The 19,595-nt window shown below is 35.9% G+C and carries 17 protein-coding genes and 1 pseudogene; 15 read left to right on the forward strand and 3 right to left on the reverse strand.

Annotation, left to right across the window (positions count from 1 at the left end):
• From DWZ63_RS08525 to DWZ63_RS08580, 12 genes and pseudogenes are all read left to right on the forward strand, one after another.
• Positions 1–1,467 (forward strand): flippase, encoded by a 1,467-nt coding sequence (locus DWZ63_RS08525; protein WP_055946104.1) that lies wholly within the window; start codon positions 1–3, stop codon positions 1,465–1,467.
• Positions 1,464–2,696: a nucleotide sugar dehydrogenase gene (locus DWZ63_RS08530; RefSeq protein WP_055946107.1), complete on the forward strand. Its 1,233-nt coding sequence runs from the start codon at positions 1,464–1,466 to the stop codon at positions 2,694–2,696. Before DWZ63_RS08525 ends, DWZ63_RS08530 begins: the two co-directional genes overlap by 4 nt.
• 342 nt (positions 2,697–3,038) lie before the next feature.
• Positions 3,039–3,464: pseudogene (locus DWZ63_RS08535) on the forward strand (IS21 family transposase); the annotation flags it as partial.
• A gap of 209 nt (positions 3,465–3,673) precedes the next feature.
• Positions 3,674–3,973: a hypothetical protein gene (locus DWZ63_RS08540; protein WP_055946110.1), complete on the forward strand. Its 300-nt coding sequence runs from the start codon at positions 3,674–3,676 to the stop codon at positions 3,971–3,973.
• Positions 3,974–4,188: 215 nt separating this feature from the next.
• Positions 4,189–6,027 (forward strand): glutamine--fructose-6-phosphate transaminase (isomerizing), encoded by a 1,839-nt coding sequence (gene glmS, locus DWZ63_RS08545; RefSeq protein ID WP_055946112.1) that lies wholly within the window; start codon positions 4,189–4,191, stop codon positions 6,025–6,027.
• 84 nt (positions 6,028–6,111) lie between these two features.
• A complete protein-coding gene (locus DWZ63_RS08550; RefSeq protein WP_055946114.1) occupies positions 6,112–6,540 on the forward strand; it encodes a GtrA family protein in 429 nt (142 codons plus the stop codon).
• Positions 6,541–6,670: 130 nt separating this feature from the next.
• Positions 6,671–7,144: a hypothetical protein gene (locus tag DWZ63_RS08555; RefSeq protein ID WP_055946117.1), complete on the forward strand. Its 474-nt coding sequence runs from the start codon at positions 6,671–6,673 to the stop codon at positions 7,142–7,144.
• A 120-nt stretch (positions 7,145–7,264) separates the two neighbouring features.
• A complete protein-coding gene (gene glf, locus DWZ63_RS08560; RefSeq protein ID WP_055946120.1) occupies positions 7,265–8,356 on the forward strand; it encodes a UDP-galactopyranose mutase in 1,092 nt (363 codons plus the stop codon).
• Between the two features lie 123 nt (positions 8,357–8,479).
• Positions 8,480–9,493 carry a UDP-glucose 4-epimerase GalE gene (gene galE, locus DWZ63_RS08565; RefSeq protein ID WP_055946123.1) on the forward strand — a complete coding sequence of 338 codons (1,014 nt, stop codon included), beginning with the start codon at positions 8,480–8,482 and terminating at the stop codon, positions 9,491–9,493.
• A gap of 182 nt (positions 9,494–9,675) precedes the next feature.
• On the forward strand, positions 9,676–10,662 hold the full coding sequence (locus DWZ63_RS08570) for a GGDEF domain-containing protein (RefSeq protein ID WP_055946126.1): 987 nt from the start codon (positions 9,676–9,678) through the stop codon (positions 10,660–10,662).
• 17 nt (positions 10,663–10,679) lie between these two features.
• Entirely contained in the window at positions 10,680–11,909 is a 1,230-nt protein-coding gene (tyrS, locus tag DWZ63_RS08575; protein WP_055946129.1) for a tyrosine--tRNA ligase, read from the forward strand.
• Between the two features lie 162 nt (positions 11,910–12,071).
• Entirely contained in the window at positions 12,072–12,545 is a 474-nt protein-coding gene (locus tag DWZ63_RS08580; protein ID WP_055946133.1) for a hypothetical protein, read from the forward strand.
• 235 nt (positions 12,546–12,780) lie between these two features.
• Here DWZ63_RS08580 and DWZ63_RS08585 read toward each other — a convergent pair whose 3' ends face one another.
• Complete coding sequence (locus DWZ63_RS08585; protein ID WP_055946135.1) at positions 12,781–13,962, reverse strand: GNAT family N-acetyltransferase; 1,182 nt, start codon at positions 13,960–13,962, stop codon at positions 12,781–12,783.
• 281 nt (positions 13,963–14,243) lie between these two features.
• Here DWZ63_RS08585 and DWZ63_RS08590 point away from each other — a divergent pair, with 281 nt between their 5' ends.
• The 3 genes from DWZ63_RS08590 (at position 14,244) to DWZ63_RS08600 (ending at position 17,554) form a co-directional block, all read left to right on the forward strand.
• Complete coding sequence (locus DWZ63_RS08590) at positions 14,244–15,482, forward strand: DUF1015 family protein (RefSeq protein ID WP_118499507.1); 1,239 nt, start codon at positions 14,244–14,246, stop codon at positions 15,480–15,482.
• Positions 15,483–15,587: 105 nt separating this feature from the next.
• Positions 15,588–16,487 (forward strand): mechanosensitive ion channel domain-containing protein, encoded by a 900-nt coding sequence (locus DWZ63_RS08595; RefSeq protein WP_055946141.1) that lies wholly within the window; start codon positions 15,588–15,590, stop codon positions 16,485–16,487.
• A gap of 125 nt (positions 16,488–16,612) precedes the next feature.
• A complete protein-coding gene (locus DWZ63_RS08600) occupies positions 16,613–17,554 on the forward strand; it encodes a magnesium transporter CorA family protein (protein WP_022014476.1) in 942 nt (313 codons plus the stop codon).
• Between the two features lie 182 nt (positions 17,555–17,736).
• Here the strand turns inward: DWZ63_RS08600 and argH are convergent, their stop codons facing one another.
• Together argH and DWZ63_RS08610 are read right to left on the reverse strand one after the other, a co-directional pair.
• On the reverse strand, positions 17,737–19,110 hold the full coding sequence (gene argH, locus DWZ63_RS08605) for an argininosuccinate lyase (RefSeq protein ID WP_055946144.1): 1,374 nt from the start codon (positions 19,108–19,110) through the stop codon (positions 17,737–17,739).
• A gap of 148 nt (positions 19,111–19,258) precedes the next feature.
• Positions 19,259–19,525, reverse strand: coding sequence for a hypothetical protein (locus DWZ63_RS08610; RefSeq protein ID WP_022014474.1), 267 nt, complete (start codon positions 19,523–19,525; stop codon positions 19,259–19,261).
• Between the last annotated feature and the right edge of the window lie 70 nt (positions 19,526–19,595).

A 19,595-nucleotide genomic window follows, 5' to 3' on the forward strand; every position in this document is an offset into this window, starting at 1 on the left:
TTGAATAAATATAAATCAATAAAATATAATTTTATAATGAATTTTATCCGTGTGTTAATGACTATAGTATTTCCAATGATTACTTTTCCATATGCATCAAGGGTATTAACGGAATATGGTTTAGGTAAGGTTACATATGTTACTACTATGGTAAGTTATTTTCAGCTTATTGCTGCATTTGGAATAAGTAATTATGCTATAACAGAAGGTGCTAAAATAAGAAATGACAGACAAAAATTAAATAGATTCGTTTCTGAGATGTTTTATATTAATTTATTTACAATGGTTATAGCATATATAGGATTTATAATTATATTTTTCTTTCCACATTTTAAAACATATAGATATTTATTACTGATAAGTTGTACAACGATATTCTTTTCTACAGTTGGAATAGAATGGTTATATGAGCTTATAGAGGAATATCAATATATAACAATAAGATCTATAATATTTCAGGTAGTTTCTTTAGTTTTGTTATTTGTTTTTGTTAAAAATTCAAATGATGTAGCATGGTATATAGGTTTAACAGTATTTGCTACGGCAGGATCTAACATATTGAATTTTTTTCATAGTAAAAATTACATTAAAATATCTATTAAGGGAATACGCTATACGGATATAAAAAAGCATTTAAAACCAATGACATATATGTTTGGAGTATCTGTTGCATCAGTTATTTATTTAAATTCAGATATAACAATGTTAGGAACAATGAAAAATAATAGAGATGTTGGAATTTATACAGCAGCAACAAAGATGAATCAGGTACTGTGTCAATTGATAAAATCAATAAGTACGGTTGTATTGGCTAGATTATCTTTTTATAAGAGTAATGACAAGGAAGATGAATATTATAATTTATTAACAAATGTATTTAGATTTTTAATACTTTTAATTATTCCTGCGATGTTTGGAATGTATTTGTTAGCACCTCAAATTATTATGTTAATATCAGGTGAAAGATATATGGATGCTGTACCAACAGTCAGAATACTGGTTTTAAATTTGTTTTTATCTCCAATAAATGGTTTTATAGCTTATCAAGTTTTTATGCCAATTAAAAAAGAAAAAATAATATTTTGGGCAACATGTGGAGGAGCAGTATCTAATATTATAATGAATTTGTTTTTGATTCCATATTTAAGTTACAATGGAGCTGCTATGGCGACGGTAATTGCTGAAGGAATAGTAATGTTAATATCCGTCTTTCTTGGAAAAGAGTATATAAAGATAGAAAATAATGGAGCATCTGAATATGTGAAAATGTTTATATCAGCATGTCCAATGGTAGTATTTTATGTTGTATTAAGAAAAATGGTAAGTATGAATTTTATAATATATACATTTATAATGGTTTTATGTTGTTCAGTAACATATTTTGCTTTACTAATTATATTAAAAGAAGATATAGTGTATAGTGAATTTGTGAAAATATTAAAGGAAAAAAGGAGGAAATTGAGATGAAAATAGCAGTTGCAGGAACAGGATATGTAGGATTATCAAATGCAGTATTGCTTTCACAGAATAATGAAGTTTGGGCAGTTGATATAATTAATGATAAGGTTGAGATGATAAATAATAAAAAATCTCCTATAGTAGATAAGGAAATTTCAGAATATCTTGCAAATAAAAAGCTGAATCTTCATGCGACAATGGATGAAAAAAAAGCTTATATGGGGGCTGATTATATTATTATATCTACACCTACAAATTATGATCCAGTAAAAAATTATTTTGATACTAGTTCAGTAGAAACAGTTTTAAAGCTTGTAAAAAAATATAATACAAATGCTATTATAGTTATTAAATCAACTATTCCTGTCGGATATACTAAATCAATCAGAGAAAAATTTGATATGGAAAATATAATTTTTAGTCCTGAATTTTTGCGTGAAGGTAGAGCTTTATATGATAATTTATATCCGTCTAGAATTATAGTTGGAGCGCCGTTAGAGGATGAAAGGTTAAGAAAAGCGGCTGAAAAGTTTGCAGATTTATTAAAGGAAGGAGCAATAAAGGAAAATATAGATGTTTTATTTACCGATTTGACAGAGGCAGAGGCAATAAAGTTGTTTGCAAATACTTATTTGGCGTTAAGAGTGTCATTTTTTAATGAACTTGATACATATGCAGAGGTTAGAGGATTAAACACTAAACAGATAATAGAGGGAATAGGTTTAGACCCTAGGATAGGCAATCATTATAATAATCCGTCTTTTGGATATGGAGGGTATTGTTTGCCGAAAGATACTAAGCAACTGTTAGCTAATTATGAGAATGTTCCTAATAATATAATAGCTGCAATAGTTGACGCTAATAAAACAAGAAAGGATTTTATAGCAGAAAGAGTTTTAAAAAGAGCGGGGTATTATGATGAAACAAGTGCAGGTTATGATGGAACTCCAGGGCATGAATGTACAATAGGTATATATAGATTAACGATGAAGGCAAATTCTGACAACTTTAGACAGAGTAGCATACAGGGAGTAATGAAAAGAATAAAAGCTAAGGGAGTAAAGGTTGTTATATATGAACCTACTTTGAAAGAAAAGGAATTTTTTGGAAGTGAAGTTATCAATGATTTGGACAAATTTAAAGTTATGTGCAATCAGATAATTGCAAATAGATATAGTGATGAATTAAGTGATGTTATGAATAAAGTATATACAAGGGATATCTATTTTAGAGATTAGATATAGTAAATGGTTTCAATTTTGAAGGAGAAACTTCAAAATTGTTGGAGCGGATGTTTCAAATTTTTGAGACACTCTAATTATGGCATAATGTTTGTTGCTGTGCTAGCCGTAGGGATATTTTGTGCTTACGGAGAATAAGTATTCTTTAGAAGTATGCATTATTTTTGACAAAAACAATGCATACTTTTGTGTTTTTATTATTAATGTTAGGAGTTATTGAATGAATTGAGTATTTCGATAATTTTCATTGAAATGCATAGAGATGTAGATGATAGAGAGATTATTAATAAAATGACAGTATAATATATACACCACTTTACAACTTTTTTCAAAAAAACAAAAGAGGAACTATGGCTAAAGAGAACCGATGGCTACATTCTTCTTGTGCATCATCCCGGTGAAGGCCAGGCAGATTTTGGAACTGCTGATTTTTGTGAAAACAGCAGGCTTCACCACGAAGCAAAGTATCTTGTGCTCAGTTTTCCATACAGCAACGGCGGCTTTCTCCAGCTTAATTACGGGGAAAACATGGAGTGTCTTCTAGAGGGACTGGTTGCCATATTTGAGCACATCGGTGGAGTTCCTACTGAAAGCTGGTTTGACAATACCAGAACCATTGTCACCAAAGTTATTAAAGGTGGCGGTCGCAATGTAACAGAGCGTTTTCAGCGTTTCTGCGAGCACTACCGTGTTAAGCTGGTATTCATGAATCCCGAATCTGGATGGGAAAAGGGAAACGTGGAAAACCAGGTTGGTTATCTGCGTCTGTTTTTTGCAAGCACTTTTTGGACAAAGTTGCAAAACATTTTTGGACATTATTGCAAGTCCAAATTGGACAAAGTTGCAAAAAACAGTTATGGAATTTCATTCTTCAAAAAGCGTTGTGTGGTAAAGAAAAAGTGAGAAAGTAACTTATACAGAGGCAGGACTTTTATGACAATACTACGATAGTTATTTCAGGTGCTCATCCTACAATGGATAATGATTATATGGAAAATTATTATGACGGTTCTAAGGACAGAAGAGTTTATAACTGTTTTATAAATTCTGCCATTGAGACATCAAATAACAAAAATCGTAAATTTACAAGTATGAATATGTTCCCTACAACACTTGCAGTATTAGGCGTAGACATAGATAGTGACAGACTGGGTCTTGGAACTAATCTGTATGCAGATAAGAAAACATTAGCAGAAAAATATGGTTATGAATATATAGAACAGGAATTATCTAAAAATTCAAAGTTTTATAATAAAGATATTTTGGGTGAATAAGCTGCTTGGAAATATAAGGTCAATATTATAAAGTAAAAAAGAATGTGAAAAGGCGGATGCAGTGAGCATCTGCCTTTTCACATTGAAATTTTTCCCCTAAACCTACGCACTTGACATATTTTAGTTGCAATTTACAGATAAATTAAATATAATAGACTAAGTTTATGATTTTTAATTGCTTTAGATAATGTTGATGATAAAGGAGACTATAAAATATGTGTGGAATTGTTGGTTTTATTGGTAAACATCAGGCAGCACCTATTCTTTTGGACAGTTTGTCTAAGCTTGAATACAGAGGGTATGATTCAGCAGGGCTTGCTGTGAGAAACGGGGATGCAGATATAGAGGTAGTTAAGGCGAAAGGTCGTCTTAAAGTGCTTGCCGAAAAGACAAATGACGGTAAGGCTATGCAAGGAACTTGTGGTATCGGTCATACAAGATGGGCTACACATGGTGAGCCGTCAGAGACTAATGCACATCCGCATCACAGTGATGATGGTAATGTTGTTGCAGTACATAACGGTATTATTGAGAATTATCAGGAACTTAGAGATAAGCTTGCCAAAAAAGGATATGAGTTTTATTCACAGACTGATACAGAGGTTGCCGTAAAACTTATTGACTATTATTATAAAAAATATGAGGGAACTCCTGTCGATGCCATCAATCATGCGATGATAAGAATCCGTGGTTCGTATGCACTCGCAGTTATGTTTAAGGAGTATCCTGAGGAGATTTATGTTGCAAGAAAAGACAGTCCGATGATTCTTGCTACGGCAAATGGGGAGTCTTATGTTGCATCTGATGTTCCGGCTATACTCAGCTATGCGAGAAATGTTTATTATATAGGAAATCTTGAAATCGGAAGACTTAGAGCCGGTGAGATTACTTTTTACAATCTTGACGGTGATGAGATTGAGAAAGAGCCTAAGGAGATTAAGTGGGATGCACAGGCAGCAGAGAAAGCTGGTTTTGAGCATTTCATGATGAAAGAGATACATGAGCAGCCAAAGGCTATAAAGGATACGCTTGGTTCAGTTGTCAAGGATGGAAAGATTGATCTTTCTAATGTAGGTCTTGCAAAGGAAGATATTGAAAATATCAGTCAGATTCATATTGTTGCGTGCGGTTCTGCATGGCATGTTGGTATGGTTGCACAGTATGTTATTGAGGATCTTGCAAGAATACCGGTAAGAGTTGAACTTGCTTCAGAGTTCAGATATAGAAATCCTATTATTGATAAAGATGCACTTGTTATTATAATCAGCCAGTCAGGTGAGACGGCAGACAGTCTTGCAGCACTCAGGGAAGCTAAGAGCAGGGGAATAAAGACACTCAGTATTGTTAATGTTGTCGGTTCTTCTATTGCAAGAGAGGCTGACAATGTATTTTATACACTTGCGGGTCCTGAGATTTCAGTTGCCACTACTAAGGCATACAGCACACAGCTTATAGCAAGCTATATTCTTGCTATTGAGTTTGCTATGGTAAGAGGTCAGATAAATCAGGAGCAGTATGACGGATTTTTGTCAGAACTTAGTGAACTTCCTGATAAGATTCAAAAGATAATAGACGATAAAGAGAGACTTCAGTGGTTTGCTTCTAAACAGGCAAATGCAAAGGATATTTTCTTTGTAGGCCGTGGAATAGATTATGCTATCTCACTTGAGGGAAGTCTCAAGCTTAAGGAGATAAGCTATATTCACTCTGAGGCATATGCGGCAGGTGAACTTAAGCATGGAACTATAAGTCTTATCGAGGATGGAACGCTTGTTATAGGTGTGCTTACGCAGAATGGTCTTTATGAAAAGACGATAAGCAATATGGTAGAGTGTAAGAGTAGAGGTGCATACCTCATGGGACTTACTACATATGGCAACTATAATATAGAAGATACAGTAGAATTTGCAACATATATTCCTAAGACAGATGAGCATTTTGCAGCAAGTCTTGCAGTAATTCCACTTCAGCTTTTAGCTTATTATGTTTCTGTAGCTAAAGGTCTTGATGTTGATAAGCCTAGAAATCTTGCAAAGAGCGTTACCGTTGAATAAATGTTGTTTGGACGGATATGAACAGGAATGTATGATAGATTATTAACGGAAAGCCGTAATGGAATGGAGACTAACAGATAAGATATGATTAAAAAAATATGGGATTTATATTTAAAGTATAAAGAGCCAATCCTTTACCTTGTGTTCGGAGGATTTACGACACTTATAAACATTGTGGCATATGCGGTTTGCAAGCATCTTATAGGGATAGATACTATCCCCAGCAATGCAATAGCGTGGGTGCTCGGTGTTGCGTTTGCGTATGTGACAAACAAGATTTTTGTTTTCGAGAGCAAAACTGATACACTTTCGGCATTACTCAAAGAGTGTATGTCATTTGTATGGTGCCGTCTGGCTACCGGGGTTATGGATATGGTTATAATGTATGTGACTGTTGACTGCCTGCACTGGTCGGATATGATAATGAAAATATTGTCGAATGTCCTCGTGATAGTTTTGAATTTTGTGTTCAGTAAACTTATTATTTTTGCTAAAAAGGCTGAGAGCGTATAAGGGGCAGTCACACCTGCTTAATTAGGCATTTGTGAAAATGGCATAATCCTTGATTAAATAGAGAAATTAACACAGGATATAATTAGTTTTGCATTTACCTACATGACAAATAGGTGTAAGGAGAAAAAACATGAATAAATCAAAGAAAACAATAATATGTATAGCAATAGCAGTTGTTGTGATAATATGTGCCGTTATCTTAAAAAATACGGTTTTTGCACCAAAGGGTGCATTTAAGGAGGGCAGTTCAGGTGTCATTGAGTATTCCGGTTATAATGTTGAGGGGCTTCACTATGGGTTTAACACCCAGCAGGAATGTTATCTGAAAACGGACAATTATAACGGAGTAAAAGAAATTGATGTTAATTTTGCTGAAACAGCAGAACAGGATGTTGTTTTAAGTCTTAAATTTTTTGACAAAGATGGTAATAAATTGACTGATTACATCAATGCAACATGGAAAAAAGGAACAAATTATTGCAGGATTCCTGTTAAGGACAGCGAAAAATATTCGGGTTATAAGATTATGATACCGCATGATTTTACACTTGACAGTATCAATTTTTCTTCAAAAGAAGGCGGAGACTTAAAGAACCCTAATTAAGATTTAAAATCATAAGAAATGCCTTTGATAAAATTTTTAAAAATGTGTATGCAGTTAAAAAGACTGCTGGTATAAAGCGTGTGAATAAGTTGTCTGATTATGACGGAAAAGGGGAAAAATATGAAATACGATTACTTAATAGTAGGTGCGGGACTGTTTGGTGCGGTTTTTGCACATGAAGCACATAAAAAGGGAAAGAAATGTCTTGTTATCGACAAGAGAGAGCATCTTGCAGGTAATATTTATACTGAAAAAATTGATGATATTGATGTTCACAAATACGGAGCACATATTTTTCATACTTCTGACAAGAGGATATGGCAGTATGTAAATCAATTTGCAGAGTTTAATAATTATATAAATTCTCCGGTTGCCATATATGGGGATGAACTTTATAATCTTCCGTTCAATATGAATACTTTCAGCAAGATGTGGGGCATTAAGACTCCGGCTGAAGCTAAGGCTGTGATAGAAAGGCAGATTGCTGAGTTAAATATAGGTGAGCCAAAAAATCTTGAGGAGCAGGCTTTAAAACTTGCCGGTAAAGATGTGTATGAGAAACTTGTAAAAGGATATACCCAGAAACAGTGGGGCAGGGAATGTAAGGAGCTTCCTGCATTTATCATAAAAAGACTTCCTCTTAGATTTACTTATGATAACAATTATTTCAATGACAGGTATCAGGGTATTCCGGTTGAAGGTTATACAAAAATGATTGAGAATATGCTTAAGGGCATTGAAGTTAAACTTTCAGTCGATTATTTTGATATAAAAAATCAGATTGATGCCGATAAAATAATATATACAGGTATGATAGACCGGTTTTTTGATTATAAACTCGGTGTTCTTGAGTACCGTTCAGTCAGATTTGAGACTGAAAAGCTTGATATGGAGAATTATCAGGGAAATGCAGTTGTCAATTATACTTCTGCGGATGTACCTTATACGAGGATAATCGAGCATAAGCATTTTAATTTTGGAAAACAGCCCGTAACTATTATAAGCAGGGAGTATTCTTCTGAGTGGAAAAAGGGTGATGAACCGTATTATCCGGTCAACAATGAAAAAAATGACAGTCTTTACCGGCAGTATGAGGAGCTTGCAAAAAATGAGAAAAATGTTTTATTTGGCGGAAGACTCGGTCAGTACAAATATTATGATATGGATAAGGTTATTGCGGCAGCACTTGAAATGTGTGATAATGAGTTATAGGAAAAGTGTATGAACATATGAGAGATGTTTTGTATCACATTGAGTGTGTGGTTTATGACATTGATTGATAAATTAAGCAGAAAACAGACGGAAAAATAATAGATTAACGAAATGAGGTGCTTTATGAAGATTTTAGTAACCGGTGGAGCAGGTTTTATTGCAAGCCATACAAATGTGGAACTTTTAAATGCAGGTTATGATGTAGTAGTTGTGGATAATCTTGTAAATTCCAGCAGGGAGTCTGTTGCAAGGGTTGAAGAACTTACAGGAAAAAAGATTTCTTTTTATGAGGAAGATCTTTTAAACGAAAAAGCCATTGATGCTATATTTGAAAAGGAAAACATAGATTCTGTAATTCATTTTGCTGCACTTAAAGCAGTCGGTGAATCATGCCAGATACCTCTTAGATATTTTGATAACAATCTTACAGGTACATTAAATCTTTTAAAGGTTATGGAAAAGCATGGTGTTAAGTCGATAGTTTTCAGCTCATCGGCTACTGTTTACGGAAAGCCTGAATCTGTGCCTATTAGAGAAGATTTTCCACTGTCGGTATCAAATCCTTATGGACGAACAAAGCTTATAATAGAAGATATGCTCAGAGATATATACAAATCTGATAATGAGTGGGATATAGCACTGCTTAGATATTTTAATCCTATCGGAGCACATGAGAGTGGAATGATAGGTGAAAATCCGCATGGCATACCAAATAATCTTCTGCCATATGTAGCAAAAGTGGCTGCAGGACAGCTTGAATGTGTAAATGTTTTTGGCGATGATTATGATACACCGGATGGAACCGGAGTGCGTGATTATATTCATGTTGTTGACCTTGCAACAGGTCATATAAAGGCTCTTGAGAAACTTGTCACACATCCGGGACTTGTGACTTACAATCTTGGAACAGGCGTTGGCTACAGTGTTCTTGATATAATTAAGAATTTTGAAAAAGCTTGTGGAAAAGAGATACCATACAAGATTACCCCACGCAGACCGGGAGATATTGATATGTGTTATGCCGACCCGGCAAAAGCTAAGGAGGAACTTGGCTGGGAGGCAACGAGAAGCATAGATAAGATGTGTGAAGATGCATGGAGATGGCAGACTAAAAATCCTAATGGTTATGAGGGATAAGATGATGTGTGGACAAAGTCAGGTAGGTATGTATGTTTAAATACAAAGTTTTGGCTAGAAGTTTGTCCCCGGTTTAATAAAATATATTGCAGGAAAATGTCTGATACTTTGTGACAGCTTTGAAACGGAGAATCAGAGTAGGATTGTTATTTTGATTTTGCAGATTGCAGGAGGACTAAAAGTTGGAAAAACAAAATGCAGAAATGATGGAATATCTTAAATCCTTAGAAAATATTGTTCAGTTTCAGAGTTATGTTTTGGAACATATACACGATGATTTTTCAGTTTTGTTTAAGGTGCTTTCAAAGTGCTTTGGAATGGATGCAATGTTGACATATTCGTGTACAGAGTCAGGTATTGTTGACAGTGTGGTTTACAGAAAAGATTCGGATGATGTGACAAAATATCAGACATATCTCAATGCAGGAATGGGGAGACTGTTTAATACCAGACATTATATATATACATCTGTTGCTGAAATGTCAGATGATATGAGAGAAGAATTATTGAGTTGTTATGAGTTTATTGAAAACAAAAGGATAGTAGTTTGTTCAGGAATAGTAGAGGGTGTTTTATATAGCATTGTTCTTGTGCTTGGTGAGCAGGATGAGGAAGTGGGAATTGATTTTAATGATTGTTCTGATATGTTTTTAAACGCTGTGCATCTTATGATGGAAAATAAGATAATGAGTGAGAAAATGCGCTATGACAGTGAACATGATCTTCTCACGGGACTTTATAACAGACGAAGTTATTTCACGAAAAGCAGGGAAGAATATACTATGCTTGCATCAGTCGGTATATTTTTCATGGATGTAAATCATCTGAAAGAGACGAACGACAGATATGGACATGATGCCGGGGATGCACTTCTTAAAAAGGCTGCCGAGAGTATTAAGGCTATGTTGTCTGAAAATATACACGGTTTCAGAATGGGTGGCGATGAGTTTATAATGGTTGCATTAAATTGTGCTGAAAGTGATGTCACCAAGATAAAGGAAAGATGGGAAAAAGAGCTAGAAATAGTCAATGAAAAGTATGGTATGAGTCCGTGCAGTGTGGCTGTTGGAACAGCATTTGCAAAAGGCTCATTCAGAATAGAGGAATTGTGCAAGATAGCAGATGACAGAATGTATGAGGATAAAAAAAGAAAGCATAATTGCAGATAAATGGAGGAATTATAATTATGAAATTATACGATGAGTTAGTGGCTCGTGGTCTTATAGCACAGGTCACAGACGAGAAAGAGATAAAGGAACTTATAAACAATGGTAAGGCAACTTTTTATATCGGTTTTGATCCGACAGCTGACAGTCTTCATGTGGGGCATTTTATGGCTCTCTGTCTTATGAAGAGACTCCAGATGGCAGGAAATAAGCCAATCGCACTTATCGGTGGTGGTACGGCAATGATTGGTGATCCATCAGGAAGAACGGACATGAGACAGATGATGACTGTCGAGACGATAAATCATAATGTTGAATGTTTCAAGAAACAGATGAGCCGTTTTATTGAGTTTGGCGAGGGTAAGGCAATGCTTGTAAACAATGCTGATTGGCTTACAGACTTAAATTATATGGAAGTTTTAAGAGATATAGGACCACATTTTACAGTCAATCGTATGCTTGCCGCTGAATGTTACAAGCAGAGAATGGAGAAGGGACTTTCATTCCTTGAATTTAACTACATGATAATGCAGAGTTTTGATTTCTACACATTATATCAGAAATACGGCTGTAACATGGAGTTTGGTGGGGATGACCAGTGGAGTAATATGCTCGGTGGTACTGAGCTTATCAGAAGAAAGCTTGGTAAGGACGCATATGCAATGACTATAAATCTTTTACTTAACTCTGAAGGAAAGAAGATGGGTAAGACACAGTCAGGAGCAGTTTGGCTTGACCCGGACAAGACTTCCCCGTTTGACTTCTTCCAGTATTGGAGAAATGTTAGTGATGCTGATGTACTTAAATGTCTCCGTATGCTCACATTCCTTCCATTAGAGCAGATTGATGAGATGGACAAGTGGGAAGGCAGCAAGTTAAATGAAGCTAAGGAGATACTTGCATTTGAACTTACAAAACTCGTTCACGGCGAGGAGGAAGCAAACAAGGCAAAAGAGGGTGCAAGAGCATTATTTGCAGGTGGTGGAAATACATCACAGATGCCTGTTACTGAACTTTCTGGTGAAGATTTTGATGTGGATGGAAATATAGGAATACTTACACTTCTCGTAAAGGCAGGACTTGCTTCGTCAAATGGTGAGGCGAGAAGAAATGTGCAGCAGGGTGGAGTTTCTGTCGATGGTGAGAAAGTTACAGAGCCTAAATCTGTTATCAATAAAGATAATATCACGGAAGATGGTATTGTACTCAAACGAGGAAAGAAAAAATTTATGAAAATTGTTGTTAAATAATTGAAAAATGAATAACTTTGCTAAACTCGTAACATACTATGTTTAAGAGATGGGATGATTGCACTGATTGACCTGTTTCTAATGCGTGGCTGTTGCTGGAATCTTATGGCAGCGGTAATGCTTCACTTAAGTACAAAAATATAGTTGTGTTAGGAGGAAATTATGCGAAGAAGAATTGTGATGTTAATAACTACATTGGCATTATCTACTATGATGCTTGCCGGTTGTGGAAACGGTAAGAACAATAATTCGGTTACATCATCTGCTACACAGGAACCTGAGGCTGAAAAGACAGCTGGACCTGTTGTAAATGAGGATGACAGTGATTATGATGAGAGTGATATGACCGGTGATGATGACGGTGTTGTGGGTGATGTTGTTGATGATGCAGCAGATGTAGTTGACGATGTTGCGGATGATACGGCGGATGTTGTCGATGATGCTACAGGAAATCAGGGAACTGATGGAACAGCAAATAATGCGGGACAGGCAGGGACAACTGGCAATGCAAATGGAAATACTGCAACAGCAAAACCTAAAACGACAAAGAAGCCAAACAAAAAGAAAGCAAATAATAAGAAAAATACAAACAAGAATACAGACAAAAACAATAATAAAAAGAACAACAAAAGATAATGGTAACATGAAATAAGCCGGGGTGCACTTATTGTTTTTACAATCGGTGGCATAAAAACAGACGGTTTCTGGTATAAAATTTATAATAAAAACGGGTAAAATATTAAGTTTTACCCGTTTTTTCAAATAAATAATTTTAGTAGTTAACAGATTTATGAGCAATTAGTGAAACAAATTGCGAATATCCCTGAATATAAATAGTTTTACTAATTATTGCAAGCAGACGCTTTGCTGATTATAATTGAATCGAAAAAAGTTTCCGATCTTTATCGTTGAATACTACATCTTTTTCATATTTAAAACCAAGTTTTTCAGCTGTTTTGATAGAGCGGCTATTGTCATGGTCGATGACGACAACTATACGGTTCATGTCCAGGTTTTCTTTTGCATATCTTAAAGCTGCCTCACAGCATTCTAATGCATAGCCATAGCCCCAGTGCTCACTGTCAAGCAGATAAGAGAGCATTATTTCGTCTTTGCCGTCTATGGTTTCATTTTCAAAGCCACATCTTCCTATTAGTTTTTTACTTGTCTTGCCAAATACTCCCCAAAGACCATAGCCGTAAAAAGAATAGACTTTCTGTATATAGGCTTTTTGTTTTTCTATTTCAGCGTCAAGATAATCGTCTATATTGTCTATGTACTTTCTTACCTGAGGGTCAGAGTATATAGTATATATCTGGGGTATATCTGATACGGCAAGTTCTCTTATGATAAGTCGTTTTGTCGATGCTATAGTTATCGGTTTTCCATGTGAGCGTAACAATGTGTTTTCGATAAATGTCTTGTCAATGCTGTCAAAAGACTCGATGAGCACATCTGCTTTGTAGAGATTCTGTGGCTTTACGGCATCTGGAGAAGAAAAACCTATGCAGGTGACATTACATTCTTTCGCTGCCTTTACACCATTTTCTGAATCCTCGATTATAACGGTATCCTCAAGTGATGCACCGAGTTTTTCAAGTGCAAGGAGAAATGTGTCAGGTGCAGGTTTTGGATGTTTGACTTGTGATGCTGACACGAGTTTTTCAAAGTATTTTTTTATACCGAGTTTTTTTACTACAGTTTCAATCTCTTTAGGTGAAGATGATGAAGCTATTGCAAGTTGTATGCCGTCTCTGTAAAGCCTTTTGATAAGCTCTATGACACCGGGAACAGCGATATAGCCTTCTTTTTCATGCATTTCTTTTTTGGTCTTGTTTAATTTTTCAAGAAGTTCATCTGTTGATATATCGAGAGAAAAATCTTTAATAGCTGTCTCTGCCATTTTTTTAGTTGAACTTCCTATAAATGAATAGCAATATTCTATATCAACATCAGCACCAAGCTCCTTAAATGTCCTGACTGCTGCTTTTGCGTGTTGTGGTTCACTGTCTATGATAACGCCATCCATGTCAAATATAATAGTTTTTAACATAATCATCCGCCCCCTTTTTACGCTGTCTGTTTTTAGTTGTTGCAATAAACAGTATTGGTTTAATTTACATCTGTTTTTTTATTCTCTTTTTTGTTATAATATCATATGTGTATGTTAGGGTCAAAAGATATTTTATTTTAGATAAATATAAGCGTAACAGTTCTACCATAAAAAGATACTTAACAATACAATGAACAAGCTCATTGTATTGCCAATTATCTTTTTATGACTGAACTGTTACATATAAGTAAAAAGTTATAGAAAAATGGAGGAAAAGTATTATGGCAGTAATTAAACCGTTTGTTGCAATAAGACCGGATACAGATGTCGCAGACAGGGTTGCAGCATTACCTTATGATGTTTATAACAGGGCGGAGGCAGCAGAAGAGGTGATAAGAGAACCTTTATCTTTTTTGAAGATAGACAGGGCAGAAACTCAGTTTGATGACAGTGTTGATACATATGCACCGCAGGTTTATGACAAGGCAAAAGAAATTTTTGAGAGTATGGTGGCAGACGGCATATATGTAACGGATGAGGACGAGTGTTATTATATTTACAGACTTACGATGGATGGAAGAGAGCAGACGGGGATTGTTGCATGTGCAAGTGTTGACGATTATGTAAATAATGTTATTAAAAAGCATGAAAATACAAGAGAGGAAAAGGAACAGGATCGTATCAGACATGTAGATACATTAAGTGCACAGACAGGACCTATCTTTCTTGCATACAGATCTAAAAAAGCAATAAATGATGTAGTGTCAAAAGTCATGACTGAGGAAAGTCCGCTTTATGATTTTACGGCGGTTGACGGCATAGGTCATACAGTATGGAAGATTGCTGAAAGTAAAGAGGTTGAGATTATCAAAAATGCGTTTGCAGGTATTGGAGAGATATACATAGCAGATGGACATCACAGAGCAGCTTCTGCGGTAAAAGTCGGATTAAAGAGAAGAAAAGAAAATCCTGGTTATGACGGAACGGAGGAATTTAATTATTTCTTATCAGTGCTTTTCCCGGATGACCAGCTTATGATAATGGATTATAACCGCACGGTAAAGGATCTGAATGGACTTTCAGAGGATGAATTTATCGAAAAAATCAAAGATAATTTTGAGGTCACAACTTTAAGTGAAGCAAAACATCCTGACAAAAAAGGTAAGGTTTCAATGTATTTATCAGGAAAATGGTATATGCTTTCTGCAAAGAAAGAGCTTCTTGAGATAAATGACCCTGTATTGTCGCTCGATGTTTCACTGTTACAGAATTATCTTCTTGAACCGGTTCTTGGAATAAAAGATCCGAGAACAGATGAGAGAATAGATTTTATCGGTGGTATAAGAGGTCTTAAGGAACTTGAAAAGCGTGCTGATTCAGATATGAAAGTATCATTTGCAATGTATCCTACATCTATATCAGAATTGTTTGAGGTGGCAGATGCAGGTCTTTTAATGCCACCTAAGAGTACATGGTTTGAGCCAAAGCTCAGGAGCGGTCTTTTTATTCACAGGATTTAATATTACAGGCAAGTCCCAAAGCTTTTGTTGCGTATGGTAATAAGTGGTGGAAAATCATTTATTGAGAAGATATAGAGAGTGCATAACGGTAAACAGGAGGGATTTATGTTATATACAAGAGGGCTTTTAAGCTCAGCAGCGGGTGTCGTGGAGCAGTCGGCAAGTGGAAAGGCGATAGGTGTCGATGAACTTCAGAAAGTCATGAATTCATCTGCATCTGATGAGCAGAAAACAAGCTTTTTTATACAATATCTGCTTAGCCAGAGAGAGTGGCTGCTTGATTTTGCAAAGACGCTTCTGATAGCGGTAATTGTTTTTGTTATTGGAAGAAAACTTGTCAAACTGGCTCTCAAGGTTACAAAAAAGACTATGGAGCGTAAGGCGGTAGAGATAAGTGTTCAAAAGTTTGTTATGTCACTTGCTACATTTGCCTATAATATTCTACTCCTGATGGTTATAGCAGGAATAATCGGCATAGGTACAAGTTCTATTGTTGCGGTTCTTGGTTCGGCAGGATTGGCGGTTGGTCTTGCATTACAGGGAAGTCTTTCAAATCTTGCAGGCGGTGTGCTTATACTTCTTTTGAAGCCTTTTAGAGTGGGAGATTATATAATCACTGCCGGTGCTGAGGGAACGGTTATGAGTATAGATATATTTTATACAAGGATAGCCACCACGGATAACAAGGTTGTCGTTATACCGAACGGTACCATTTCAAACTCAAATGTCACAAATACAACTAAGCAGGACGAAAGAATGCTTGTGTTAGAGTTTACGGTTTCTTTAGATGCAAATATCGAGGAAGTTAAAACTGAGATAATGAAGCTTATCGAGGGCAACGAAAGGATACTTCATGAAATGAACAGATGTGTTGTTGTTGATAAACTTACACCGGTCAACATAAAGATGCAGGCAAAGGCATGGACAAAGAGCGAAGATTACTGGGATGTAAAGTATCTTTTACTTGAGCAGATAAGTATTGTGTTGCAAGGATTCAGGGGATAGGGTATAATTAAATGTGTTTTGAGAATGCAGATAAGCAAAGTGAATGTATTCATGGGAAAGCAGCGAAAGCGGATTGCAAATGTCTGCATTGTCATTAAAAAATGAAAGAAAGCTGGTGAGATTAAGTGGTTAAGTATTACAGGACAGATGATAAAAAGATATATGAGGTTTCTGAACTTACTCAGGGAATCTGGATTGATATGGTAAACCCGACGGTTTCTGAAGGTGAGGAAGTAGCAGAAAAATTAAATATAGATATTCAGGATCTGTTGGCAGCACTTGATGAAGAGGAAAGCTCGCGTGTGGAGCTTGAGGATGGATACACACTTATTCTCATTGATATACCTACGACTGAGATAAGACACGATAAAGAAGCATATACTACTATACCACTTGGTATCATACTTACATCAGATACGATTATTACTGTCTGTACTGAGGAGACTTCTATATTGCAAGCATTTGTAAATGGAAGGGTAAAGGAGTTTAGTACAAAGAAAAAACTCAGATTTGTTTATCAGATATTGTTTAGAGTGGCATCATCCTATCAGACCAGCCTTAGGGTTATAGATAAGAAGCGTACTGAAATAGAGGAGAGAATCGATGATGATACGGAAGATATAGACCTTATAGATCTCCATGCCTTAGAGTCAACGCTTGTTTACTTTGCAACATCGCTTCGTGCAAATGCCGTTGTAATGGACAGACTGACAAGATATAAAAGACTTGAGCAGTATCCTGATGATAAGGACTTGCTTGATGATGTAATTGTCGAGAACCAGCAGGCTATTGAGATGACAAGCATATACAGAGATATAGTAAACGGAACAAGAGAACTTATGTCATCAGTTATTGACAACAGACTGAATAATGTAATGAAGACGCTTACGATAGTTACGCTCGTCATGGGTATTCCAACTCTTATTTCAGGAATATATGGAATGAACGTAAATTCAAAATGGGTTCCGTTTTCAAATACACCGTTTGGTTTTGGGATTATTTGTGGAGTGATACTTATTGTGTGTGCAGTTATGCTTATAGTATTAAAAAAGAAAAAGTTTTTGTAGGCTGTAGCCTGCAAAAACTTTTTCTTTTTTAGTTATAGCAAAATGTTCGTAACATAGTAGAAAGGAGCAAAACGCTGGTTTTGCTCCTTTCTACAGTATAGTGAAATGCTCGTAAAATAGTATGATACCAACAAGAATTGCTTTGCAATTCTTGGGGAGCAAAACGCTGGTTTTGCTCTTTTCTACCCAGCAAGATATTCGTCATATAATTTTATAACATCACGCATAGCCTGTGGTCCCGGTGCACCGATTGTGTTTCGTTTATCGACACAGGTTTCCATGCTTATTGCATCGTATATATCTTCTTCAAATACAGGGCTTATCGCTTTGTATTCGTCAAGAGTCATTTCTCCAAGTGATATATTTTTGTCTATGCAGTAAAGTACAAGCTGACCAATAATTCCGTGTGCATCCCTGAATGGAACACCGTGTTTAACAAGATAATCTGCGGCATCAGTAGCATTTGTAAATCCGCCTTCTGCACTTGCACGCATACGGTCTTTATTGAATGTCATTGTGTCGAGCATACCGTTGAAAAGAAGAATACATCCCTTTGTAGTGTCGATGGCATCAAATACAAATTCTTTGTCCTCCTGCATATCTTTGTTGTATGCAAGTGAAAGACCTTTCATTGTAGTGAGAAGTGAAGTAAGTGAGCCATAAACCCTGCCTGTCTTTCCACGCACAAGCTCGGCAATGTCAGGGTTTTTCTTCTGCGGCATAATACTGCTGCCGGTTGAGTATGAATCATCTATCTCAATATATCTGTACTCGTTTGTGTTCCAGATGATTATCTCCTCACAAAAACGGCTTAAATGCATCATTATAATAGACATCGCACATGAAAATTCGATGAGATAATCTCTGTCAGAAACGGAGTCCATACTGTTTAATGTAGGACCGTAAAAACCAAGGAGCTCTGCTGTTCTCTCTCTGTTTAATGGATATGTAGTGCCGGCAAGTGCACCTGAGCCAAGTGGGCAGTAGTTCATGCGTTCATATATATCTTTAAGGCGTGAGCGGTCTCTTTTAAACATCTCAAAATATGCACCCATGTGATGTGCGAGAGTTATAGGCTGTGCTTTCTGGAGATGAGTAAATCCCGGTATTATAGTGTCAAGATTTTCTTTCATTATCTTTAAGAGACTATTAAGAAGATTTTTGAGAAGCTTATCCATCTCAAGGACTTCTTTCCTTGTATAGAGTTTCATATCAAGTGCAACCTGGTCGTTACGGCTTCTTCCGGTGTGAAGTTTCTTTCCGGCATCACCGACACGCTCGATAAGATGAGCTTCTACAAAACTGTGTATATCCTCATGCTCCTCATTGATTATGAGTTTTCCAGATTTTATATCTTCAAGAATTGATTTAAGACCTCCGATTATAGTGTCTTTGTCTTCATCAGAGATTATCTTCTGCTCAGCGAGCATAGTTACATGAGCGATACTTCCTGTTATGTCTTCCTCATAAAATTTTTGGTCAAATGAGAGTGATGCATTGAAATTGTGCACGAGTTGGTTGGTTTCCTTTGTGAATCGTCCTCCCCAAAGTTTCATATTGGTTGTTCCTCCGTTTCAGTTATAATGTCAGGTAATTGTTAAAATACCGAAATGGAATATCCACTTCGGTATTCTTGTAATTATAATATTTGCCTAAGTCTAAAATATATATTAAAATTAGATAATAGATCATATCAAATATATATTAGTCCTCAGCCTCAGGTTCTCCGTCAGAGAACTCGATATAGTCATCGTCAAAATCATCTGAGTAATCATCAGGATCAAAATCCTCAAGATAATCAGGTGTGAGATACTTATAAACCGCAAATGCGATACCTGCTACGGCTGCAATCGCACCGAGTACGGCAAGAACGATAACGATAGCGTTTTTGTTCTTTTCTTCAAGTTCTTTTTTGTGTAATAATTCAGAAACTTTTGCTGCATTGATCAAATCTTCAAATTTGTTGCTCATAATCCCCATCCTTTCTTCTTAAAAAATGTCTGTTGAAATATATCACAAATTCGCAAGGCAAGAGAAGGTG

Origin of the sequence: Clostridium sp. AF34-13, from assembly GCF_003477845.1 — a bacterium.
Classification (GTDB): domain Bacteria; phylum Bacillota; class Clostridia; order Lachnospirales; family Lachnospiraceae; genus Butyribacter; species Butyribacter intestini.